General features: G+C 34.9%; 24 protein-coding genes. 20 read left to right on the plus strand and 4 right to left on the minus strand.

The genetic code is table 11. The features are described 5' to 3' along the window. Nucleotides 1-41 precede the first annotated feature (41 nt). From JOD07_RS11770 to JOD07_RS11805, 8 genes are all read left to right on the plus strand, one after another. Nucleotides 42-1,142, plus strand: a complete 1,101-nt coding sequence (locus JOD07_RS11770; protein ID WP_204614095.1) for a rhomboid family intramembrane serine protease — start codon at nucleotides 42-44, stop codon at nucleotides 1,140-1,142. Between the two features lie 239 nt (nucleotides 1,143-1,381). Beyond that, a complete protein-coding gene (locus tag JOD07_RS11775; protein ID WP_158741546.1) occupies nucleotides 1,382-1,912 on the plus strand; it encodes an NfeD family membrane protein in 531 nt (176 codons plus the stop codon). Nucleotides 1,913-1,924: 12 nt separating this feature from the next. After that, nucleotides 1,925-3,385 carry a flotillin family protein gene (locus JOD07_RS11780; RefSeq protein WP_158741547.1) on the plus strand — a complete coding sequence of 487 codons (1,461 nt, stop codon included), beginning with the start codon at nucleotides 1,925-1,927 and terminating at the stop codon, nucleotides 3,383-3,385. Between the two features lie 112 nt (nucleotides 3,386-3,497). Further along, nucleotides 3,498-4,742: a competence/damage-inducible protein A gene (locus tag JOD07_RS11785; protein ID WP_158741548.1), complete on the plus strand. Its 1,245-nt coding sequence runs from the start codon at nucleotides 3,498-3,500 to the stop codon at nucleotides 4,740-4,742. Nucleotides 4,743-4,882: 140 nt separating this feature from the next. Further along, complete coding sequence (gene recA, locus JOD07_RS11790; protein ID WP_274596596.1) at nucleotides 4,883-5,983, plus strand: recombinase RecA; 1,101 nt, start codon at nucleotides 4,883-4,885, stop codon at nucleotides 5,981-5,983. Nucleotides 5,984-6,038: 55 nt separating this feature from the next. After that, nucleotides 6,039-6,653, plus strand: a complete 615-nt coding sequence (locus tag JOD07_RS11795; protein WP_158741549.1) for a RecX family transcriptional regulator — start codon at nucleotides 6,039-6,041, stop codon at nucleotides 6,651-6,653. Nucleotides 6,654-6,842: 189 nt separating this feature from the next. After that, nucleotides 6,843-8,327: a ribonuclease Y gene (rny, locus tag JOD07_RS11800; RefSeq protein WP_207756958.1), complete on the plus strand. Its 1,485-nt coding sequence runs from the start codon at nucleotides 6,843-6,845 to the stop codon at nucleotides 8,325-8,327. A gap of 187 nt (nucleotides 8,328-8,514) precedes the next feature. Next, nucleotides 8,515-8,775, plus strand: coding sequence for a stage V sporulation protein S (locus JOD07_RS11805; protein ID WP_158741550.1), 261 nt, complete (start codon nucleotides 8,515-8,517; stop codon nucleotides 8,773-8,775). A gap of 24 nt (nucleotides 8,776-8,799) precedes the next feature. Here the strand turns inward: JOD07_RS11805 and JOD07_RS11810 are convergent, their stop codons facing one another. Then, the gene (locus tag JOD07_RS11810; protein ID WP_204614097.1) at nucleotides 8,800-8,967 is read right to left on the minus strand and encodes a DUF1540 domain-containing protein; all 168 of its coding nucleotides are present in this window, start codon (nucleotides 8,965-8,967) and stop codon (nucleotides 8,800-8,802) included. Nucleotides 8,968-9,090: 123 nt separating this feature from the next. On the opposite strand from JOD07_RS11810, the gene JOD07_RS11815 reads away from it, so the two are divergent. The 5 genes from JOD07_RS11815 to JOD07_RS11835 all read left to right on the plus strand — a co-directional run bounded on the left by JOD07_RS11815 (nucleotide 9,091) and on the right by JOD07_RS11835 (nucleotide 14,048). Then, nucleotides 9,091-10,032, plus strand: a complete 942-nt coding sequence (locus tag JOD07_RS11815; protein ID WP_158741552.1) for a dipeptidase — start codon at nucleotides 9,091-9,093, stop codon at nucleotides 10,030-10,032. Nucleotides 10,033-10,191: 159 nt separating this feature from the next. Next, entirely contained in the window at nucleotides 10,192-11,385 is a 1,194-nt protein-coding gene (locus JOD07_RS11820) for a pyridoxal phosphate-dependent aminotransferase (protein ID WP_158741553.1), read from the plus strand. A gap of 107 nt (nucleotides 11,386-11,492) precedes the next feature. After that, on the plus strand, nucleotides 11,493-12,950 hold the full coding sequence (gene purB / locus JOD07_RS11825; protein WP_330576607.1) for an adenylosuccinate lyase: 1,458 nt from the start codon (nucleotides 11,493-11,495) through the stop codon (nucleotides 12,948-12,950). Nucleotides 12,951-13,131: 181 nt separating this feature from the next. Next, a complete protein-coding gene (locus JOD07_RS11830; protein WP_158741554.1) occupies nucleotides 13,132-13,545 on the plus strand; it encodes a hypothetical protein in 414 nt (137 codons plus the stop codon). Nucleotides 13,546-13,604: 59 nt separating this feature from the next. Further along, nucleotides 13,605-14,048, plus strand: coding sequence for a hypothetical protein (locus JOD07_RS11835; protein ID WP_158741555.1), 444 nt, complete (start codon nucleotides 13,605-13,607; stop codon nucleotides 14,046-14,048). 90 nt (nucleotides 14,049-14,138) lie between these two features. On the opposite strand, the gene JOD07_RS11840 is transcribed toward JOD07_RS11835, so the two are convergent. Both JOD07_RS11840 and JOD07_RS11845 read right to left on the minus strand, forming a co-directional pair. Further along, nucleotides 14,139-15,131, minus strand: coding sequence for an SPFH domain-containing protein (locus JOD07_RS11840; protein WP_158741556.1), 993 nt, complete (start codon nucleotides 15,129-15,131; stop codon nucleotides 14,139-14,141). Nucleotides 15,132-15,172: 41 nt separating this feature from the next. Next, complete coding sequence (locus tag JOD07_RS11845; RefSeq protein ID WP_243144633.1) at nucleotides 15,173-15,610, minus strand: NfeD family protein; 438 nt, start codon at nucleotides 15,608-15,610, stop codon at nucleotides 15,173-15,175. A 192-nt stretch (nucleotides 15,611-15,802) separates the two neighbouring features. Here JOD07_RS11845 and proC point away from each other — a divergent pair, with 192 nt between their 5' ends. The 3 genes from proC to JOD07_RS11860 are packed head-to-tail and all read left to right on the plus strand — an operon-like array spanning nucleotide 15,803 to nucleotide 18,312. Next, the gene (gene proC, locus JOD07_RS11850) at nucleotides 15,803-16,600 is read left to right on the plus strand and encodes a pyrroline-5-carboxylate reductase (protein ID WP_158741558.1); all 798 of its coding nucleotides are present in this window, start codon (nucleotides 15,803-15,805) and stop codon (nucleotides 16,598-16,600) included. A 10-nt stretch (nucleotides 16,601-16,610) separates the two neighbouring features. After that, nucleotides 16,611-17,195 (plus strand): ribonuclease H family protein, encoded by a 585-nt coding sequence (locus JOD07_RS11855; RefSeq protein ID WP_158741559.1) that lies wholly within the window; start codon nucleotides 16,611-16,613, stop codon nucleotides 17,193-17,195. Between the two features lie 55 nt (nucleotides 17,196-17,250). Then, on the plus strand, nucleotides 17,251-18,312 hold the full coding sequence (locus JOD07_RS11860; RefSeq protein ID WP_158741560.1) for a DUF3866 family protein: 1,062 nt from the start codon (nucleotides 17,251-17,253) through the stop codon (nucleotides 18,310-18,312). On the opposite strand, the gene mciZ is transcribed toward JOD07_RS11860, so the two are convergent. Next, nucleotides 18,301-18,441 carry a Z-ring formation inhibitor MciZ gene (gene mciZ / locus JOD07_RS11865; RefSeq protein ID WP_158741561.1) on the minus strand — a complete coding sequence of 47 codons (141 nt, stop codon included), beginning with the start codon at nucleotides 18,439-18,441 and terminating at the stop codon, nucleotides 18,301-18,303. The two genes, JOD07_RS11860 and mciZ, sit on opposite strands and share 12 nt — an antisense overlap. Before the next feature lie 76 nt (nucleotides 18,442-18,517). Between mciZ and JOD07_RS11870 the strand changes: the two genes are divergently transcribed. The 4 genes from JOD07_RS11870 to JOD07_RS11885 all read left to right on the plus strand — a co-directional run bounded on the left by JOD07_RS11870 (nucleotide 18,518) and on the right by JOD07_RS11885 (nucleotide 22,074). Further along, on the plus strand, nucleotides 18,518-19,060 hold the full coding sequence (locus JOD07_RS11870; protein WP_158741562.1) for an NUDIX domain-containing protein: 543 nt from the start codon (nucleotides 18,518-18,520) through the stop codon (nucleotides 19,058-19,060). A gap of 123 nt (nucleotides 19,061-19,183) precedes the next feature. Continuing rightward, entirely contained in the window at nucleotides 19,184-19,801 is a 618-nt protein-coding gene (gene spoIIM / locus JOD07_RS11875; RefSeq protein ID WP_158741563.1) for a stage II sporulation protein M, read from the plus strand. Nucleotides 19,802-19,925: 124 nt separating this feature from the next. Further along, nucleotides 19,926-20,816 carry a site-specific tyrosine recombinase XerD gene (gene xerD / locus JOD07_RS11880; RefSeq protein ID WP_204614099.1) on the plus strand — a complete coding sequence of 297 codons (891 nt, stop codon included), beginning with the start codon at nucleotides 19,926-19,928 and terminating at the stop codon, nucleotides 20,814-20,816. A gap of 79 nt (nucleotides 20,817-20,895) precedes the next feature. Then, nucleotides 20,896-22,074, plus strand: a complete 1,179-nt coding sequence (locus JOD07_RS11885; protein WP_408609352.1) for a phosphopentomutase — start codon at nucleotides 20,896-20,898, stop codon at nucleotides 22,072-22,074. Nucleotides 22,075-22,085 lie beyond the last annotated feature (11 nt).

Consider the following 22,085-nt stretch of genomic DNA (forward strand, 5'->3'; position numbering starts at 1 on the left):
TTAGTACTATAGTATTGAAAAACATAATGAGGAAGTGGCCTATGTTTACTCGTTTTATACATAATGCTTATCCGGTTTTTGTAGAAGAAGGATTTGAATTGTTATCTGACAGAAAAGAAGTAGATATTTTTTCTGAAGATGTTGAAGTGGTTCGATTCATTAAAAGACATAATACGATTTTATATATCATTAATTTTTGGAATATGCTGAATATCGATTTTGAAGTTTTTACTCATAGGAATAATGCCTATGAGAAGAAACTTACTGAATTCTTTGAGCGACTGAATTGCAGTCACATTATTGTCCTTAATTTACTCATTACTGAAGAAGAAATGGAATTTAAAAATGTAAGTATTTTTCATCCTGATCAAGATATTTACTCTGTATCATGGATTGTGGAATTGCCCACGAAAAAGATCCTTGTTAACAAAGGCGATGCCGACGAGGTATTAAATATAAGACAATTAGTTAATAAGGTTTTTAATATAATGGACCCTTCTTTTGATAGTGAAGAAGAAAATTTACGCAAATATAAAGACAAGATCAGAAGAAAGATCCCTTTAAAAGAAAAAAGTAATAATACTGCATTAACCTATGGAATAATTGTTGTAAATCTTATTATATGGTTTGTACTGGAATTAAATGGTGGTTCTGAAGATGTTAATACATTGCTTTTATTTGGCGCCAATGAACCTTTCCTTGTGTTAAAAAGAGAGCAGTATTGGAGATTAGTTACTTCTATGTTTCTCCATATTGGGTTCAGTCATTTATTGTATAACAATTTTGCCTTATATTTATTTGGAACAAGAATTGAAAGATATTATGGTAAAGTAAAATTCATATTAATTTATTTTACTTCGGGTATTATTGGAAGTATCGCCAGCATCTTTTTTAGTAATACAGTATCTGCGGGAGCATCAGGAGCCATATATGGGCTTTCGGGGGCTTTGTTGTTTTTAGCGTATAAAACCAGGAAAGAAATAGATGGATTCAATACGTACACGATCTTAGTTATGATACTGATTGGTATTGGTTTAGGATGGGTCATGCCTTCTATAGACAATGCTGCCCATTTAGCCGGCTTTTTGTCGGGATTATTTGCTGGGAAATTATTATTATTCCCATGGAAGAATAGGCAATAGACTAATCCATTGATCATATGTTCAAGACAGGGGCATATTAATGTAAAGGGATTGTACGAGTTTTGAGTAATAATTGAATTACTTCTTCTAAAGATGGAAAATATTAAAAGATTTCTTGACAAACCAATAAGAGAGCGTTACAATATATATTGTAGAGCGATACACTACTATCATTCAACCCAATACACGACAGCAATATTTTATAAAATCCAGGATGTGGTTGAGGGAGGAAAGAATATATGCTAAAAGTTTTTTATGTTTGTTTTTTTACCGGAGTTCTATATACTGCCGTTTCATTTATATTAGGTCAGATTTTTGACTTTTTGGGATTGGACGGAGATGTAGATATGGATGGTGATTTTCTTGGCATCGGAATTTCTCCCTTAAAACCTGTCATCATTGCTGTTTTTGTTACTGTATTCGGCGGTGTTGGCATCATAGCGGAAAAGAGCAACTTAGGGGATATTATAAGTTTAATCATTGCACTTATTTTCGCAGTGACTGTTTCATTTCTTATTTTTCGTTTCGTTGTAGTTCCTTTATATAGACTTCAAAGTAAAGGAGCTGTGGAGCAGAAAGCGCTCATCGGACATATTGCCAAGGTAACACTAACCATTAAAGACGGTCAATTTGGAAAAATTCATTATGTTGTAGACGGCCACACTTATTCTGCTCCGGCAAAGTCTGTAAATAATGAAACGATTGCAAAAGGTGATGAAGTAGTTATTGTCGAAATAAGAAATAATGCATTTTATGTAAAAAAATTATGAGGAGGGTTTTATATGGAACTAGAGTCAGCAATCACTATTGCAGGGATGATCGTAGGAGTTATTATACTTTTAACAATCAGTATCCTTACAATGTGGAAAAAAGTCTCCCAAGATAAGGCATTGGTTATAACAGGTCTTAAGAAAAGAGTTATTTCAGGGGGAGGAGGATTTGTTATTCCTCTTTTAGAAAGAACCGATGTTATTTCTTTGGAGAATATGAAAATAGTGGTTAGAACTGAAGGTGCACTTACTGAGCAAGGTGTAGATATTATTGCAGACGGTGTAGCCGTTATTAAGGTTAAATCCGATAAAGAATCGATTTTGGCTGCAGTTGAGCAGTTTAATACAGGTTCTGAAAAAAAGACAATAGAAGTGATTAAAGATACAGCAAACGATGTCCTGGAAGGGAAATTAAGAGAAATCATCTCTAAGATGACTGTTGAGGAAATTTATAAAGACAGAGAAAAATTTGCTTCCCAGGTCCAAGAAGTTGCTGCAGTGGATTTAGCAGAAATGGGTTTGGAGATCAAAGCCTTTACTATTCGTGATATATCTGATAATAATGGTTATTTGGAAGCCTTAGGTAAAAAGCGCATAGCTGAAGTAAAAAGAGATGCACAGATTGCCGAAGCAGAAGCTCAAAAGGAAACAAAGATAAAAACAGCTGATGCTGCAAGATATGGTGAAGAAGCAAGACTGCAGGCAGAAACCCTGATTGCTGAGGCTGCTAAAGAAAAAGAATTAAAAGTACAGGCATATCGAAAAGAACAAGAAACCGAAAAAGCAAAAGCTGACCTTGCTTACGAAATTGAAACCAGTAAAATTCAACAAGAAATTGAAAAAGAAAAAATGCAGATTCAAATCGTAAGAAAGCAAAAAGAAATTGAATTGGCAGAACAAGAAGCGGCAAGAAAAGAAAAAGAATTAGAAGCGACTGTGAAAAAACTGGCGGATGCTGAAAAATATAGTGCAGAAAAGAGAGCAGAGGCCTTAAAGTACAAAGAAATTCAGGAAGCTTTGGCACAGGCGGAAGCCATTAAAGCTACAGGGGCAGCACAGGCAGAAGCTAATCGTCTTGCAGGGATGACTGAAGTTGAAATCATTCGTGAAAAAGGAAAGGCCGAAGCAGAAGCTATGCTTAAGAAAGCAGAAGCTTTCAAATTATACAATGATGCAGCGATTACACAAATGATTATAGAAAAACTTCCAGAGATTGCAAAAGCTATTGCAGAACCTTTATCAAAGGTAGAAAAGATTGTTATTGTGGATTCAGGTAATGGTGAAGGAAAAGGTGCTTCCAAGGTAACTGGATACGTAACGGAAATCATGTCCAGTCTTCCTGAAACTATAGAAACTTTGACAGGGGTTGATCTGAAGAAAGTATTAAGTAATCCTGAAGTTATGAAAACAACACAAAAGATCGCTCCTGAAGTAGAAACAGCACCTGTTACCGACGAAAAAAGTAAAGCATAAATCTATAAAAATTTTTCCTTTAAAAATCGGCAGTTTTGCCGATTTTTTTCTTTTAGAGTTTGTAAAACTGGTATAAAATATAAGAAGCAATTAAGGTAAGAGGAGGAAGTTTATGAATGCAGAGATTTTAGCAGTAGGCACAGAACTGCTCCTAGGGGATATTGTAAATACCAATGCACAATATATCGCCAGAAGATTAGCGGATATAGGAGTAAACGTATATTATCAGTCTGTTGTCGGTGACAATGAAAGTCGTTTATACAAATCTTTTGAATTAGCACTGGAAAGAGCAGATATTGTTATCACAACAGGAGGTTTGGGACCGACGAACGATGATTTAACAAAAGAAACGGCCACAGCCATTGCAGGGAAACCTTTGGTTTTGGATCAAAAATCTTTAGAATGGATAGAATCCTATTTTAGCAAACTTGGCAGGAAAATGACCGAAAACAATAGAAAGCAAGCATATTTTCCAGAAGGCTCTGTTATTTTTCACAATGAATATGGAACTGCTCCAGGTTGTGCCATTGAGGTAGGTAAAAAGAAAATCATATTACTGCCCGGTCCTCCAAGGGAAATGAAACCGATGTTTGAAAATAGTGTGATCCCTTACCTGACTCAATTTCAGGATGGTGTTCTTGTTTCAAAAGTTTTGAGAATCTGTGGGCTTGGTGAAAGTCAGGTGGTGGATATGCTAAAAGACATCATAGATGCTCAAACTAATCCTACTATAGCGCCTTATGCCAAAACGGGGGAGGTAACCCTGCGTATTACCAGCAAGGCAAAAACCAGAGACGAAGCAAGCAAAAAGATCTTTCCTGTTGAAGAAAAAATAAGAAATATTTTAGGTAATCATATTTATGGTGAAGGAGAAGATACGACTTTAGAGTCGGTAGTCGCAGAAATGCTTATTCGTCACAATAAAACTATTGCTGTAGCTGAATCATGTACAGGAGGACTTCTTGCAGCAAGACTGGTCAATTATCCGGGAATTTCATCAGTATTTATGGAAGGAGCAGTAACATACAGCAATGCATCTAAAATCCGCCAACTGAGTGTTAAAGAGGAAACTTTAAGTAAATATGGTGCAGTAAGCAAAGAAACTGCAGAAGAAATGGCAAAAGGAATCTGTCAAAGCGCTGGAACGGATATAGGTATATCCACAACAGGAATCGCAGGACCTGGTGGAGGAAGCGCTGAAAAGCCGGTAGGACTTGTATATTCAGGAGTGTGTATTGACGGAGAAGTGTTTTCTAAAAAATTTAGCTTCACTGGAGACAGACAGAATATAAGAGAACGTACAGTGATTTCTGTTTTAGATTGGGTCAGAAGAATTTTAAGTGAAAAATACATATAAGAAAAATGCCCGTACTTTTTGAATTTTTGTTGACTAATAGGTGAAAGTATACTATAATAAGAACATCAGTTCGATTGTTTAATTTGTATAAAAATGGTTATTACTTTATTATAAAAAGAAGAAAGGTGGTGTCCCGAAAGATGAAAAAGGCATCAATCGGGAGCAGTATGGCTTCAGAGAAAGAAAAAGCATTAGAGGCAGCTATCAGTCAAATTCAGAAACAGTTTGGTAAAGGTTCTATTATGAAATTGGGAGAAGCAACTGAACATAATATTTCAACAATTCCTACTGGTTCTTTGAGTTTAGACATTGCTCTCGGTGTAGGCGGTATTCCAAGAGGAAGGATTATTGAGATCTTTGGACCGGAGTCTTCAGGGAAAACAACTGTTGCCCTCCATATGATTGCTGAGGCACAAAAATTAGGAGGAATAGCTGCATTTATTGATGCAGAGCATGCTTTAGATCCTGGATATGCAGCAAAACTAGGTGTTAATATTAATGATTTATATATTTCACAGCCTGATCATGGAGAACAGGCTTTAGAAATTGCTGAAACGATGGTTCGATCCGGAGCCATTGATATAGTCATCATTGACTCTGTAGCAGCATTAGTTCCCAAAGCAGAAATAGAAGGGGAAATGGGAGACAGCCATATGGGGCTGCAAGCACGTTTAATGTCTCAGGCCCTTAGAAAATTAACCGGAATTGTCAATAAATCTAAATGTATTGTGGTATTTATTAATCAGCTCCGTGAAAAAGTTGGTGTTGTTTTTGGAAGTCCTGAAACAACAACTGGAGGCCGTGCTCTTAAATTTTATGCCTCTATTCGGTTAGACGTTAGAAAAGTAGAAACGTTAAAGCAAAGTAATGATTCTGTAGGAAGCCGTACTCGAATTAAAGTAGTCAAGAATAAAGTTGCTCCTCCATTCAAGCAAGCAGAATTCGATATTATGTATGGAGAAGGCATTTCAAAAGAAGGGGATATATTGGACCTGGCTACAGAAATCGATATTGTTAATAAAAGTGGAGCATGGTATTCTTATGGAGATCTTCGATTAGGGCAAGGCAGGGAGAATGCCAAAGAGTTTTTAAAAGAAAATCCTCATGTATGCAATGAAATTGAAAATTTGGTTAGAAAATATTATGATTTGCCTCCACGAGATGCAGGAGAGCCAGTTGACCAGGAAACAGCAGATCAGGAAACAGAGCAGGAAGAACAGATAAAATTAAAAGATGAGTAATATTTGCAAACCTCTTTGAATTTCAAGGAGGTTTTTGTATTTTGGGAGTGAGCGTATGAAAATAACCAAGATTGAAAAGCAAAAAAACAACCAGGACAGATGGTCTGTTTTTATAGATGGAGAGTTTGCCTTTGGAGTTACGACGGAAGAGGTATTTGTTTTTAAACTGACAGTAGGCAAAGAAATCAGTGAAATCGAATTGGAGAAAATGATCAAAGAAAAAGACTATTCCAAGGCTAAAGATGTTGCGCTTAAATTTTTAAGTTACAGAGCCAGAAGTGAAAAAGAATTAAGAGACAAACTGATCAGCAAGGAATTTGACCCGGTAACAATTGATCGGGTAATTGAGTTTCTTAAAAGATATGATTATGTTAATGATGAAAAATTTGCAAAAAGCTATGTGCGAGAACGTATTCGACTGAAATTTGAAGGAAGAAAAAAATTAATATACGATTTAAAGCAAAAAGGAATAAAACAAGAAATTATTGACCATGTTTTAAATAACACCGATATCAATGAAATTGACCATGCTCTTAAACTTTTAGAAAAGAAAGTGCCTGATAAAACTGAATTGGGCCTAAAAGAAAAGCAAAGAATTTATCAGTTTTTATTAAGAAAAGGTTTTTCTTATGATATTATTCAAAAAGCATTTAATGTGTATTTTCACTAAAGATAATAGTTATTTCCTTATTTATTGTAGTACTTGACATAATTTTTAAAAAGTTATACAATCATTATGTTATCCTATAATAACTTGAACCATGAAAACTGAATAAAGGAGGTGTTACCCATCGAACCATTTTTGATTGCAATAGTTGTTTTAATTACTGCAATTGTTGTTGGAGCAATTACCTTTGCTATGGGGGTTTCTTATAGAAAACGTATTGCTGAAGCACAAATCGGTTCTGCTGAAGAAAGAGCTAGGAAAATCATAGACGATGCTATTAGCACTTCTGAAGCTAAGAAACGTGAAATTATGTTAGAAGCCAAAGAAGAAACATTAAAAGCAAAGAATGAACTTGACCAGGAAATCAGAGAGCGTCGTGGTGAACTGCAGCGCTTAGAAAGAAGATTACAGCAGAAAGAAGAAAGCTTGGATAGAAAAACTGAAGCTTTAGAGAAAAAGGAAGATGCTCTTAATAAAAAAGCAGAACAGATCGAAGAATTACGGGAAGAAATTATTGCTCTTCAACAAAAAGAAATACAGGAATTAGAAAGAATTTCCGGACTCACCTCCGAGGAAGCTAAAGAATACCTGTTAAAAACTATTGAAAATGAAGTTAAACATGAATCAGCTATGCTCATTAAAGAAATTGAAACCAAGGCGAAACAGGAAGCAGAAAAGAAGGCAAGAGATATTATTGCCAATGCCATTCAAAAGTGTGCTGCCGATCATGTTGCTGATACTACAGTATCTGTAGTGCCACTTCCTAATGATGAAATGAAAGGAAGAATCATTGGTCGAGAAGGGCGCAACATTAGAACATTGGAAACGCTGACGGGAATCGATTTGATTATTGATGATACACCGGAAGCTGTTATTTTATCAGGATTTGATCCTATTAGAAGAGAAGTTGCCAGAATTGCCTTGGAGAAATTGATTGTTGATGGAAGAATTCATCCAGCAAGAATCGAAGAGATGGTTGAAAAGGCCAAGAAAGAAGTAGAAACATTAATTCGTGAAGAAGGAGAAGCTGCTACATTTGAAACCAATGTACACGGTCTCCATCCAGAGCTTATTCGTTTACTGGGTAAATTACGATTTAGAACAAGTTATGGTCAAAATGTTTTGAAACATTCTATTGAAGTTGCAAATCTTTGTGGCTTGATTGCTGCTGAATTAGGTGTTGATGTTCGATTAGCCAAACGTGCCGGACTGCTTCATGATATTGGAAAAGCAGTAGATCACGAAATGGAAGGATCTCATATCAGTATCGGTGTTGAATTGTGTAGAAAATATCGTGAATCCAGTATTGTTCTGAATGCAATTGAAGCGCATCATGGAGATGTGGAACCAGAAAGTATTATTGCCGTTATTGTTCAGGCGGCGGATACCATTTCAGCTGCACGACCAGGAGCAAGAAGAGAAACCTTGGAAACTTATATTAAACGTTTGCAAAAATTAGAAGAGATTGCAGATTCGTTTAAAGGAGTAGAAAAATCGTTTGCGATTCAGGCGGGTAGAGAACTTCGTATCATGGTTATACCTGAAGAAACTGATGATGCGCAAATGGTATTGTTATCAAGAGAAATAGCTAAGAAAATCGAAAACGAACTGGAATATCCAGGTCAAATAAAAGTACATCTTATTCGTGAAACTAGGGCAATAGAATATGCAAAATAGAAAAGAGAAAGTGCGAAATCGCGCTTTCTCTTTTTTATTTTGCACAGAATACAACATATGATATAATACAATATATGTAATAATAAACATATTTTAAAAAAATTATATTTTAAAAAAGGATTTAGGAAAAGAATGGAGAATATATTATAGGAATTAGTTTTTATCCTAAGAAAAGGGGGTCATAAAAGTGGAAGTATTAAAAGTTGCTTCAAAATCGAACCCTAATGCTGTTGCAGGCGCCTTAGCAAACACTATTCGTGAAAAAGGTGGTGCAGAACTTCAGGCAATAGGGGCAGGTGCTCTTAATCAAGCACTAAAAGCAGTGATTATTGCACGAGGATATGTAGCGCCCTCGGGAATTGATTTAATCTGTGTGCCGGCATTTACCGACATTGAGATTAATGGTGAAGAAAGAACTGCGATAAAACTAATAATACAAGCTCGCTAAGAGCTTGTATTATTTTTTGCCTTGTTATTCCATTTCAGGTTCAAAACTCATACAGTCTGTTTCGTGTTTTGATTTGGCATCGCTAACATGTTCGCCTACTAAAATATCTTCTAATGTGCAGTATCTCACTTTATCATTAAATTTACAGGATTTTACATTGCATTTAATTACTTGAGAATTTGGACGTGCCAATATACTCATCTCCTTTATTTATTGGACTTAAATTATAAGTCTCTATCATTATTTGCAGAATCAAATGATTTTATTCTTTTGCATATTGGTATATTATAGTTTACTTTGTGGAGGCAGATTTTTATGAATGCATTCTTTCTGGATGCGCATTGCGATACTATTACAAAAATAATGCATACAAAAGAATCTTTGTATAAAAATAATGATCAAGTTGATATAGAAAGACTGAAAAATTTTTCTCATCCAATACAGTTTTTTGCAATATGGATGCATCCTAAATTTTATGGAAATCCGCTTATATACACCTTAAAAGCAATAGACTATTTTTATAAAGAAATCGAAAAAAATGAACCCTATATTGCAGCTGCAGTTTCTTTAAAAGAAATAGAAAGGAATATTGCAGAAAATAAAATCAGTGCTGTATTAACTGTTGAAGGCGGAGAAGCGCTGGAAGGAGAAATAGAGATTCTTAGAACTTTATACAGGTTAGGTGTCAGATGTATGACATTAACATGGAATTATCAAAACTGTGTTGGTTGTGGAGCAATGGAAGAGCAATTAAAAAAAGGTCTTACTGATTTTGGCATTGAGGTTGTTAAAGAAATGAATGCATTAGGAATGCTTGTAGATGTATCTCATTTGTCAGAGAGCAGCTTTTGGGATGTGAAAAAGACTTCTTCAAAGCCATTTATAGCTAGTCATTCCAATGTAAGGGAGATTTGTAATCATCCAAGAAATTTAAGCGACAAGCAATTAAAAGCCATAGCAGATGCAGCAGGTGTCGTAGGAATAACTACTTATCCACTCTTTCTTAATTCTTCAGGAGAGGCGGATATAGAAGATTTTTTTGCTCATATGGATTATATGGTCAAATTGATAGGAATAGATTATATAGGCTTAGGTTGTGATTTTGATGGCATAGCGACTTTTTCAAAAGGTTTGGAAGATGTGTCAAAACTTAAAAAAGTTTGCGAGCGCCTGGAGAAAAAATATGGTTGTAGCGGTGCAGAAAAAATCTTACACAAGAATTTTTTAAGAGTTATAAAAGAAGTATGGATTGAATAGTGAATAGTGAATAGTCAAAAAAATAACTTGCAATGTACTTTATAATAATTTGATGAATATAATAAAATATGGCATAAAAAGAATTATATGAATTGACATCTTGCAAATATCTGAAAAATATATTACAATATTAAAAAATGATAATGGATGGTGAAATAAATGAAGCTTTCAAATAAAGTAATGGATATTACGCCTTCATCAACTTTAGCTGTTACCGCTAAAGCAAAGCAAATGAAAGCAGAGGGAATAGATGTTGTAGGATTTGGTGCCGGAGAACCGGATTTTGATACACCCGAGCATATTAAGCAAGCGGCAATTAAAGCTATAGAAGATGGATTTACAAAATATACTCCTGCTTCAGGTACAGTAGAGTTAAAGAAAGCAATCTGCCACAAACTCAAGAATGAAAATGGTTTAGACTATAAGCAAAATCAAATTGTGATCAGCAATGGGGCAAAACATTCCCTGACCAATGCATTTACGGCAATATTAAACCCGGGCGATGAAGTGATTATCCCGGCTCCTTTCTGGCTAAGCTATCCTCAAATGGTTAAATTGGCGGATGGAGTTCCTGTTATTGTTTATGCAAAAAAAGAAAATGATTTTAAAGTTACAATAGAAGATTTAGAAAAAGCAGTAACAGATAAGACGAAGGCTCTTGTGGTTAATAGCCCCTCTAATCCAACGGGGGTTGTTTATACTGAAAAAGAATTAAGAGCAATTGCAGATTTTGCTGTAAAATATGATTTATATGTTATATCTGATGAAATTTATGAAAAGCTTATTTACGATGGTATAAAACATGTCAGCATTGCATCTTTTAATGAGGAAATTTATAAAAGAACAATTATTATAAATGGTGTTTCTAAAAGTTATTCTATGACAGGATGGAGAATAGGATATCTTGCAGCGCCTGAGGATGTTGCAAAAGCTATTTCAAACGTGCAAAGTCATGCGACTTCCAATCCAAATTCCATCGCCCAAAAAGCTGCTTTAGCTGCTCTTACAGGACCTCAGGATTGTGTGGAGGTAATGCGTAAGGAATTTGAAGCGCGAAGAAATTACATGGTAGAACGATTAAGTAAGATCTCTTCTTTTTCAATTATAAAGCCACAGGGTGCTTTTTATGTGGTGATCGATATCTCCAATATTTTAGGCAAGGAATTTGAAGGAAGAAAGATTGAAACTGCAGATGATTTCTCAGAAATTTTATTGGAAAAAGAAAGTGTTGCAGTAGTTTCTTGTACAGATTTTGGATTTTCTAATTGTATTCGTTTGTCTTATGCTATTTCTCTCGAAAATATTAAGAAGGGATTAGACCGAATCGAAAACTTTGTGAATAATAAATTATAATCTGACGGATAGAGTGTAGACTCTATCCTAAATTTTTGATATTATTTAATGGAAAATTTAAAAAACTAGTGAAAAAGCAGTAATTCAAAGTTAATTTATGGATTACAATGAAAATGAAGAAAGGAATGAATGGAGTGTACGATATTTATCAAAGTCCATTTAGTGAAAGATATTCCAGCAAGGAAATGCAGTATCTTTTTTCCTCAGACAAGAAATTCAAGACCTGGAGAAAATTATGGATTGCTCTTGCAGAAGCAGAGAAAGAATTGGGTCTTCCCATTACCGATGAGCAAATAGAAGAACTTAAAAAATATGCAGAAGACATCAATTATGAAGTGGCAAAGCAAAGAGAAAAAGAAGTACGTCATGATGTTATGTCCCATGTTTACGCTTATGGAGAACAAGCAAAGAAAGCAAAACCGATTATCCATTTAGGGGCAACCAGCTGTTTTGTAGGAGACAATACAGATATTATTATCATGCATGAAGCTTTGGAGCTCATTCGAAAAAAGCTTATAAATGTCATACATAAATTATCTCTTTTTGCAAAGCGTTATAAAGATCTGCCTACCCTTGGCTTTACCCATTTCCAGCCTGCTCAGCTTACGACCGTGGGGAAAAGGGCGTGTCTTTGGATACAGGATTTATGGATGGATTTGCAGGACGTGGAGTACCAGCTTTCCAAAAAAAGATTAAGAGGTGTAAAGGGAACAACTGGAACACAGGCAAGCTTCTTAAGTTTATTTGAAGGGGATCATGAAAAAGTAAGGCAACTGGAGAAGCTTGTTGCAGAGAAAATGGGTTATACGGCATGGTTTCCTGTAACCGGTCAAACTTATCCAAGAAAATTAGATTCACAAATGCTTCAGATCTTAAGTTCTATTGCGCAATCAGCATACAAATTCAGTAATGATATACGACTTTTACAAAATTTAAAAGAAATAGAAGAGCCATTTGAAAAGAATCAAATAGGATCTTCTGCTATGGCTTATAAAAGAAATCCTATGCGCACAGAAAGAATGTCGTCTTTAGCCCGATATGTCATTTGTACGGCGCTTAATCCAGCAATAACAGCTTCTACTCAGTGGTTTGAAAGAACTTTAGATGACAGTGCCAATAAAAGAATTAGTGTTGCAGAAAGCTTTTTAGCTGTAGACGGTATTTTGGACATTTATTTGAATGTCGTGGATGGACTGGTGGTATATCCTAAGGTCATCGAGCAAAGAATCATGTCTGAACTTCCTTTTATGGCTACTGAAACCATTTTAATGGAAGGGGTTAAAAGAGGAGGAGACCGTCAGGAACTTCATGAAAAGATCCGTGTTCATTCCATGGAGGCAGCAAAAGTTGTTAAGATGGAAGGAAAACCTAATGATTTGATTGAAAGAATTATTCAGGATGAAAGTTTTCTTATGACTAAAGAAGAAATATTAGATATTTTAGATCCAAAAAACTTTATTGGACGAGCTCCCGAGCAAGTGGATGAATTCCTTGAGGAGTACATCAATCCGATATTAGAAGAAAGCAAAGAATTATTAGGATTATCCTCACAGTTAAATGTATAAATGCAAAATCTTTTGATATGTAGTTTATACCTGCTGATTAGATCAATCAGGAGGTATTTTTTTATGTACTAAAAAGTGAAAAAGGTAGAGTCACATTATGTCGAATGTGTGAATAGGATATAATAGGTTGTCAACCAAATTAAAAGACAACCCAAAAAAACAAAAAAGAAGGGAGAATTCTATGGCAAAAACCCGTTACAGGTTAGTACCCGTAGAAAAAGATATCGATGTGAATAAACAAGATTTATTAGATATCGATGTCAATCAACTAAAGAATAATAATAAGCAAATTGATATTGAAGAAGAATACGAAGCTGACGAAACCAGCCAAGGGAATAAACAGTATAATAAGCAGATCAACTACAACCTTATGAAGCAATATTCTAAAATTAACTCAGAAGCTGATGCTGAATCCGATTCCGAAGCCGATGCAAAACAATCACAAAAATCTGATGCCGATGCGAAGCAATCACAAAAAGTTGATACGGATGCTATTGCATATTCGGAAGCTATCGCAGCTGCTCTTAGTGAGATCAGCATTGCATTGAATAAAATCAATGCATTTTTAAGCAGTATTGAAGTGGATAAAGAGTAATACAGAAGAAAATAGTGGGGGATTACTCCCACTATTTTTACATTGGAAGGGGGGAGGATATGAAAATTCATAAAGAGTATAGAGGTGTTAAAGATAGAAAAAAATCTCCAATTGAAATAGTACCCCGAGAGCAAACCAATACCCAGGAAAATCTGCAGGATATGGATCAGAATCAAAATGTAGATGTAAAGCCAGCCCAATTTGTATCTGTAACAGTGAACAATCAGATTGAAAACTTTACAGGTAAAATAACTGGATATGTGTATAAGGAAAGGGATGAAGCATATCCTTATCCCATAAACATTATCCTTTATTTCGGTAATTATAGAAAGTATCCGATAGATCAAAAAGTTTTAGATAAAAATTTGGAGTTTGCTTTTGAAGAATTACCTCCCGGATTCTATATGATTGAATTAAATAGTGATGGACAATTATTAAAAAGGATTCCGAATATAAAGATATTACCCAATCAAAACATCCATCAATCTATTATTTTAGAGTAAAGCCTATTATTAATAAAAACCTCCTAAAAAAGATTATTGATATTGCCTCAAAATTCTTTTTAGGAGGTTCACTGTTATAAAAGATATTTCTTACTCTTGCTGATTTGCATTAGACTCATTTATATCTACATCATTATTTATATCTGAATCATGAAGAATTTCTTTTATACCTTTGATTGAGCCTAACAGACTAACTGCTTCTGAAGGAAGAACAAGTTTGCTGGATTTTCCGTCAGCAATTTTTTCCAGAGCTTCCATTGAACGGATGGCAAGTACAGCTTCATTGGGTTCGCTTTCTTTAATAGCCATGTATAGTTTTTTAAGACCTTCTGCTTTGGCTGCTTGAACAGCAAGAAATGCTTCAGCTTCCCCTTGCGCTCGAAGAATTTGAGACAGCTTTTCTCCTTCAGCTCGTCTGATATTTGCTTCTTTTTCAGCTTCAGCCTTAAGAATTGCGGATTCCTTGCTTCCTTCTGCTTCCAGAATGGCAGCGCTTTTTTGCCCTTCCGCTCTTAAAATAGCTTCTCTTCTTTGGCGTTCCGCACGCATTTGCTTTTCCATAGCATCTTGAATGTCTTTTGGAGGATTAATATTTTTAAGTTCTACTCTGTTTACTTTAATTCCCCATTTATCTGTGGCTTCATCAAGAATAGAGCGAAGTTTTGAATTGATGATATCTCTTGATGTAAGGGTTTCATCTAAATCCAGTTCTCCAATAATGTTTCTAAGTGTCGTTGCTGTAAGATATTCTATTGCAGAAATTGGATTTGCGATCTCATAGGTATAAAATATTGGATCGGTAACTTTGTAATAAACTACTGTATCAATTTGCATGGTAACATTGTCTTTTGTAATCACAGGCTGTGGTGGAAAATCTATTACTCTTTCTCTTAAATCTATGATCGTTCTCATGGAATCAATGAAAGGTACTAAGAAGTTAATACCTGTTTCAGCTTTCCTATGAAATTTTCCTAGGCGTTCAACAATTCCAACACTGGATTGTCGTATAATTCGGATACTTGAAAAGGCAAGGATCACTATAAATAATAAAATTATTAAAAAAGCAAGAATAGCGTAAGCCATATTCATTCCTCCTATTATTTTAATTTATTTTGAATTTTAACTCAGTTTAGGGTAACATCTGGACTTACTATTAATTTTACCCCTTTTACCTCAAAAACTATAATCTTAGTATTTACTGCAATAATTTCATCATTAGCTGACAAAGCGGACCATATTTCTCCCTGAACTTTTACTTGTCCTGTTCCTTTGCTATTATTAATCTCCTCTATAACAACTCCTTGGGCATTTTTTAATGCATCTATATTGGTTTTATAAGAGGGTTTAGATGTAATAAAATTTTTTGTAATTTTATGAGTCAAAATAAGCAGTATAGTAGAAATAATCAAGAAGACTGAAAACTGAATGATAAAGTTAGAAGTTAGCAAAGACGCAATCAGTGCTCCGATGGCACCTGCAGAAAACCAAATCATGAAAAAACTTGTATTAGCCATCTCGATGATTGCAAATCCAATTGCTAATATGAGCCATATTAGCCACATTAATTCCACATTACCACCTCCCAAATATTAATAAGTGTAGAGCGACACTCTATGATTTATTATAATCTATACAGCAATCTTTGTCAATGATTTTTCATAGTATTTATATTTTATGTATTGAATTAAACATAAATGTTTCTATTTTTTATGGTATAATTTGATTTAATATTAAAGAAACAAAGGAGGCTAAATATGAAAAAATATGGATTTATTGGTGCAGGAAATATGGGATATGCTATGTTGAAAGGTTTAATCAAGGATGGGAAAAAGGATGATATTATTTTTACAGATGCATCCAAGGAAAGAATCCAATGGATTAAAAATCAATTAGATATAGAACCATGCAGTGGCAATAAAGATCTGGTAAATGGCGCAAAATACATAGTATTAGCCATAAAGCCACAATATTATGCTTCTGTATTAGAAGAAATAAAAGAAGCAGTGAATCATAGCCATATCATTATTAGTATTGCACCAGGGATTACCATTGATTCGATTAAAAAGCAACTGTCAAATAAGATAAAAATTGTTCGTGCCATGCCAAACACTCCCGCGTTAATCGGAGAAGGAATGAGTGCAGTAAGTTTTTCTGATGATGCATTTAGCAAAGAAGAAAGAGAAGACATCATTCAATTCTTTTCTTCTTTTGGAGTAATGGAAGAAATAGAAGAAAAGTTAATGAATGCAGTTGTACCCATATCGGGCAGTTCTCCTGCCTATGTATATATGATGATTGAAGCCATGGCAGATGCCGGAGTTTTGGCGGGACTTCCAAGAAAATTGGCATATACATTAGCCTCCCAAAGCGTTTTAGGCTCTGCTAAAATGGTGTTAGAAACAGGTAATCATCCTGGGGAGTTAAAAGATGCGGTTTGCTCTCCAGGCGGTACTACGATTGAAGCAGTGGCTGCATTAGAAAAATCTGGTTTCAGAAGCAGTATTATTGAGGCAATGAATGCGTGCTTTGAAAAAACTAAGAAAATGGGTTAAGGAGGATATTATGTCCCTGTTTGAAGTATATACGGATGGAGCTTGCACTAATAATCAAGGAGAAGGCTTGCAGCCGGGGGGATGGGCTGCAGTTTTTGTGGATGGACCTGCATTATCAGGTGGTGAAAGCGCAACAACCAACAATAGGATGGAAATGCGGGCAGTCATTGAAGCATTAAAAAATACTCCTCCCCATAGTCATGTTAGAATTTATTCTGATTCCGCGTATGTAATTAATTGCTTTAATCAAAAATGGATTGACAAATGGGAGAAAAATGGCTGGATGACATCATCAAAGAAACCGGTGGAAAATAAGGACTTATGGCTGGAAATGCGTCAACTGGAAAAAGAAAGACAAGTTGAGTGGATTAAGGTCAAAGGGCATAGCGGAAATCAATGGAATGAGATGGCAGATACTTTGGCTGTTGCTGCAATCCCAAAAGACAAAAATAATGATGATCAATCTAGAAAAGAAATCTGCTTGTATTTGACACAAGATGAGAAAATCAATTTATTAAGCTTTTTGGATTGTAATCAATTAAACCTTAATGATGTATTAAAGAATGTTTTAGTTAAGCTTCAAAAACTGGAATAAAATAACGGAAAGATGGCTATAATTGGGATAAATAGTTTTCTAAAAGGAGCTTTTCATGATTCATTTGAGAGAAGGAAAAGTAACCCGGATTTTAGAAAGACATAATGATATGATTGAAATTCTTGCGATGATTAATGAGACGGAATACAAGGCTATCGTATATCCCCAAATTACTGGAGAAGTTTCAATTGGAGATATTGTTAAATTGAATACAACTGCAGTAGATTTAAATTTGGGAACAGGAGGATATCACTTTGTTGTTTCGAACAACAATACATGTGAGATCCATTCAGAGCCTTCTGGACATATTATGAAATTAAGATATACGCCTGTTCAAATAAAATGCTTAACGATAGAAGAAATCTATCCTCATGTTATTAATTCTTTTACATCCTTAGGCGGAATGCCTGTTGCTATAGGAAGCATTCATAGTATGCTTCCGCCCTTAGCTGCAGTCATTAAAGAAGCCAGACCAGATGTACGTATTGCCTATATTATGACTGATGGAGGGGCCTTACCCATCGGATTTAGTCATATTGTTCGCATGCTTAAAGAAAAGCAGCTCCTTGATTGCACAATTACTTGTGGCAACGCTTTTGGAGGAGACTTTGAGGCAGTAAATCTTTATACTGCTTTGATTGGAGCAAAATATATAGCAAGATGTGATGCTGCTATTGTCATTATGGGACCGGGGCACGTAGGGACTGGAACAAAATTTGGTTTTACCGGCATGGAGATAGCTAACAATGCGCATATTGTTTACTCTATGGGAGGTATTCCGATTTGTGTCCCAAGAGTGAGTTTTAAAGAAAAAAGAGAAAGACACTATGGAATAAGTCATCATTTTTTAACAGCTATGGGTTCTTATTGCTTAGTATCCTGTCATATGGCTTTTCCGTGTCTTTCAGGATATGAAAAAGATTTTATAGTTAAGCAATATGAATCATTCGAATTAGATCAAAAACATAAGATTTCTTTTTTAAATGAAAATACCATTTCTATAATGGAAAAGCATAATTTATGTATTAAAACCATGGGAAGAAGTATGAAAGAAGATCCTGTTTTTTTCAGAACAGGGGGCGCTTGCGGCATGCTTTTAACCAATTTACTTTCGTAAGAACTTTTGCTTTTCGTAGATATATTCTTTAATTGTTTTGTACTGATTTTGAAGATCCGAGAGGTAAGAAATAATTTCATCGATTTTACCCACACATGTAAATTGATTTTCTGTAATAATTGTTTTCATATGATCACCTCATTTTTTATAGTTATTCTTAGTGTATTCTTAAAGGGACAAGTTTATGAATGAAAGGAGAAATAAAATGAATTTGGAACATAAAACAGTTTCAAGAGATGAAATTTATAAGGGGGCTATTATATCTGTAGTTAAAGACACGATCACTTTGCCAAATGGTAAGACTGCAGAGCGTGAACTTGTGTTGCATAATGGGGCAGCGGCAGTTGTTCCTGTGGATGAAGAGGGGAATATATTCTTTGTTCGTCAATACAGACATTCTACGGGAAAGGAGCTGCTTGAGATTCCAGCAGGAACACTGGAAGCAGGAGAAGATCCGCTGGAATGTGCAAAAAGAGAGCTGGAAGAAGAAACGGGATATAAAGCTTCAGAGTTTTATCATATATTCTCTATTTACACAGCAGTAGGTTTTTGCACAGAAAAAATACATATTTATTTAGCCAAAGGTTTACATGAAGGTGAACAGAATTTAGATGAGGATGAGTTTGTGAATGTAGAAAAACATTCTTTGAATGAAGCACTGGAAATGATTTTTGACGGCAGGATTGAAGATGCTAAAACGATTTCAGGAATCTTTGGCGCAAAGAGGTTTTTGGAAAGTAAAGAGTAATTAAGTGTACAAGCAGTTCTATTTCCTTTCAGAGATTCATATATTATTTTTGACGAAACCTTCTAATTGGAAAGCCAAAAGTTTTGAATTAGAAGGATTTTATTTACTGAAAGGAAGAGAGCTGTGAGGAACAGACAAAAAAGCATTTCAAAAACATATATGTTGTATGGAATAAGTATTTTCGTATTACTAATCGGAATTTGTGTTGGAGCAATATTTGCCAATTATATGAATTCAATTCAGAACGAAGAATTATTGCAATACTTGAATGAGTTTTTTCTCAGATTTCCCGAGGAAAGCTTTTCTCGTTCTGTAGCTTTGCAGCAAGCATTTTGGTCCCATGGTAAAACGATAGGAATTATGTGGGCTTTAGGACTTGGCTTAATTGGAATACCTTTTGTTCTTTTAGCGGTTTTTATAAAGGGATTTTCTTATGGATTCACTTCGGCTTTTTTATTCATACATTATGGATGGAATGGTTTTACATTTAGCATAGTATCTTGTCTTCCGCAGAGTATTGTGCTCATTCCGGGGATAGTATTTATATCTGCTGCTAGCATTAATTTTGCCTTGTCCAATTATAAAAGTAATCCGAAATATTTAAAAGAGAGAAAAGGAAAGTGGATCGAATATGGTTTGGTTCTTTTGATCGGTTTACTGATTGTCCTTTTGACAGGTGTTATAGAGACCTTTATTTCACCACTTTTCATGGAAATGATTATGCCTAAAATGATTGGATGAGTTTCTAAAGAAATATGTTGCATTTTCGCGTAAATTTTTTGGGAAAAATATCGACTTTTTATACGAAATATTTTATAATTAAAAATAGCTTGGAAATATTAGCAAATACAAAGGAGTACATAAGATGGAAGAAGTCGTTGAAAAATATGCAGTTTATTTAAGAGATTTGAAAGGTGCATCAGAAAATACGATTCTTTCCTATCAAAGAGATCTTCGACATTTTATTTGCTTTTTAAAAGACTCAGGGATAGAGAAAATTCAGGATGTTACTCGAACAAATATAACTGCATACTTGTTAAATCTGCAAAAAAAAGGGAGATCGACTTCGACAATTTCAAGGAATATTGCTTCTATTCGCTCGTTTTTTCAATTCTTACAGAAGACAAATGTGATCAAAGAAGATTTAACCCAAGATTTAGAGTCTCCTAAGATTGAAAAGAAGCTTCCCGAAATCCTATCTGTTCAAGAAGTAGATCTTTTACTACGGCAACCCAATGAAAAGGATCTTAAAGGGATCAGAGATAAGGCGATGCTTGAAGTTTTATATGCTACAGGGATTAGAGTTTCGGAATTAATTTGCTTAGAAGAAAGTGATGTGAATTTAACTCTAGAATATATAAAGTGCGCTGATCCTAACCATTCAAGAGAGAGAATCATTCCTTTAGGTGCATCTGCCGTTAAAGCTCTTAAATTATATTTAGAAAAAGTAAGGTTTGCGATGATTCGAGATCCTAATGAATCTGCCTTATTTGTAAATTGTAATGGTAAACCAATGACCAGACAAGGATTTTGGAAGATTATTAAAGTATATTCCAAAAAAGCGAATATCAATAAAGAGATTACTCCACATATGTTACGACATTCATTTGCTGCACATCTTGTTGCAAATGGAGCTGATTTGCAATCTGTTCAGGAGATGCTTGGGCATTCAGATATATCCACAACTCAAATTTATGCACAATTAAATAGAAATAAGCTGAAAGAAGTTTATTCTAAAGCACATCCAAGGGCTTAGGCCCTTTTTTGTTTTCTGAATATTGAATATAGATTTTTAAATAGAGGAATAATCATTACAGAAAGGTGGGAGAAAAATGATTGACAGAATAATATGGATTATTTTAGATAGCGTAGGAATGGGAGAATTGCCAGATGCGCACAAATTCGGCGATCAGGGAAGTAATACCATTGGCAATATTTCAAAAATGGTTGGAGGCCTTAATGTTCCTAATTTAGTGTCTTTAGGGCTTGGCAATATAGAAGGAATGATCGGACTACCTAAAACGGAAAAACCTTTGGGTTGTTTTGGGCGTTTTGGAGAGATTTCCAATGGAAAAGATACGGTAACAGGTCATTGGGAGATGGCTGGAGTTTTTTCAGAAAAACCATTTCCTACTTATCCCAATGGATTTCCCAAAGAGATTATTGAAGCCTTTGAGAAAGCGATCGGTACCAAAACTTTGGGAAACAAGCCTGCTTCGGGAACAGAAATCTTAGAAGAATTAGGTGAAGAACACTTAAGAACCGGTTATCCCATTGTATATACTTCAGCCGATAGTGTTTTTCAAATTGCTGCCCATGAAGAAGTGATACCAATTGAGAAATTATACGAGATTTGCTCCATCGCCAGAGATTTGCTTGTGGGAGAACATGCTGTCGCAAGAGTGATCGCAAGGCCTTTTATAGGAAAAAAAGCTGGAAGTTTTACAAGAACTCCAAATAGACGTGATTATGCTCTGGCACCTCCTCACGATACGATATTAGACAAAATCAAAGATAAGAATTTAGATGTTATTGCAGTGGGAAAAATTGAAGACATTTTCTCAGGCAGAGGTATTACAGAAGCTGTTCATACCCAGGATAATATGGATGGCGTGAATAAGACCATACAATATATGAAGCAAAACAATAGAGGACTAATATTTACTAATTTAGTCGATTTTGATATGAAGTGGGGTCACAGAAACGATTATAAAGCCTATGCCCAGGGACTTGAAGAATTTGATAAAAGACTTCCTGAAATACTGGATGCTATGGGAGAAAACGATGTATTAATGATTAATGCGGATCATGGATGTGATCCTACGACCCCTAGTACGGACCATTCAAGAGAATATGTTCCTTTTATAGCCTATGGAAAAAAACTTAATCAAAACGTAGATTTAAAAACTAGAAGAACTTTTGCAGATATTGGTCAGACGATAGGTGAAATTTTGGGTACCGACAGAATTAAAAACGGTGAAAGTTTTGCCAAAGAAATATTAAAGAAAAATTAAAGAGGGTGGAA

The sequence above is a fragment of the Defluviitalea raffinosedens genome (assembly GCF_016908775.1).
Classification (GTDB): domain Bacteria; phylum Bacillota; class Clostridia; order Lachnospirales; family Defluviitaleaceae; genus Defluviitalea; species Defluviitalea raffinosedens.

Excerpts from the sequence above, each read along its gene's own strand:
- JOD07_RS11770 (WP_204614095.1), top strand. The coding sequence starts at position 42 with ATGTTTACTCGTTTTATACATAATGCTTATCCGGTTTTTGTAGAAGAA.
- JOD07_RS11835 (WP_158741555.1), top strand. The coding sequence starts at position 13,605 with ATGAAAATTCATAAAGAGTATAGAGGTGTTAAAGATAGAAAAAAATCT.
- JOD07_RS11785 (WP_158741548.1), top strand. The coding sequence starts at position 3,498 with ATGAATGCAGAGATTTTAGCAGTAGGCACAGAACTGCTCCTAGGGGAT.
- mciZ (WP_158741561.1), bottom strand. The coding sequence starts at position 18,441 with ATGAAAACAATTATTACAGAAAATCAATTTACATGTGTGGGTAAAATC.
- recA (WP_274596596.1), top strand. The coding sequence starts at position 4,883 with ATGAAAAAGGCATCAATCGGGAGCAGTATGGCTTCAGAGAAAGAAAAA.
- JOD07_RS11870 (WP_158741562.1), top strand. The coding sequence starts at position 18,518 with ATGAATTTGGAACATAAAACAGTTTCAAGAGATGAAATTTATAAGGGG.
- purB (WP_330576607.1), top strand. The coding sequence starts at position 11,493 with ATGAAAATGAAGAAAGGAATGAATGGAGTGTACGATATTTATCAAAGT.
- JOD07_RS11820 (WP_158741553.1), top strand. The coding sequence starts at position 10,192 with ATGAAGCTTTCAAATAAAGTAATGGATATTACGCCTTCATCAACTTTA.
- JOD07_RS11795 (WP_158741549.1), top strand. The coding sequence starts at position 6,039 with ATGAAAATAACCAAGATTGAAAAGCAAAAAAACAACCAGGACAGATGG.
- JOD07_RS11815 (WP_158741552.1), top strand. The coding sequence starts at position 9,091 with ATGAATGCATTCTTTCTGGATGCGCATTGCGATACTATTACAAAAATA.
- xerD (WP_204614099.1), top strand. The coding sequence starts at position 19,926 with ATGGAAGAAGTCGTTGAAAAATATGCAGTTTATTTAAGAGATTTGAAA.
- proC (WP_158741558.1), top strand. The coding sequence starts at position 15,803 with ATGAAAAAATATGGATTTATTGGTGCAGGAAATATGGGATATGCTATG.
- JOD07_RS11860 (WP_158741560.1), top strand. The coding sequence starts at position 17,251 with ATGATTCATTTGAGAGAAGGAAAAGTAACCCGGATTTTAGAAAGACAT.
- JOD07_RS11780 (WP_158741547.1), top strand. The coding sequence starts at position 1,925 with ATGGAACTAGAGTCAGCAATCACTATTGCAGGGATGATCGTAGGAGTT.
- JOD07_RS11775 (WP_158741546.1), top strand. The coding sequence starts at position 1,382 with ATGCTAAAAGTTTTTTATGTTTGTTTTTTTACCGGAGTTCTATATACT.
- JOD07_RS11845 (WP_243144633.1), bottom strand. The coding sequence starts at position 15,610 with ATGTGGCTAATATGGCTCATATTAGCAATTGGATTTGCAATCATCGAG.
- JOD07_RS11830 (WP_158741554.1), top strand. The coding sequence starts at position 13,132 with ATGGCAAAAACCCGTTACAGGTTAGTACCCGTAGAAAAAGATATCGAT.
- JOD07_RS11855 (WP_158741559.1), top strand. The coding sequence starts at position 16,611 with ATGTCCCTGTTTGAAGTATATACGGATGGAGCTTGCACTAATAATCAA.
- rny (WP_207756958.1), top strand. The coding sequence starts at position 6,843 with ATGGGGGTTTCTTATAGAAAACGTATTGCTGAAGCACAAATCGGTTCT.
- JOD07_RS11840 (WP_158741556.1), bottom strand. The coding sequence starts at position 15,131 with ATGGCTTACGCTATTCTTGCTTTTTTAATAATTTTATTATTTATAGTG.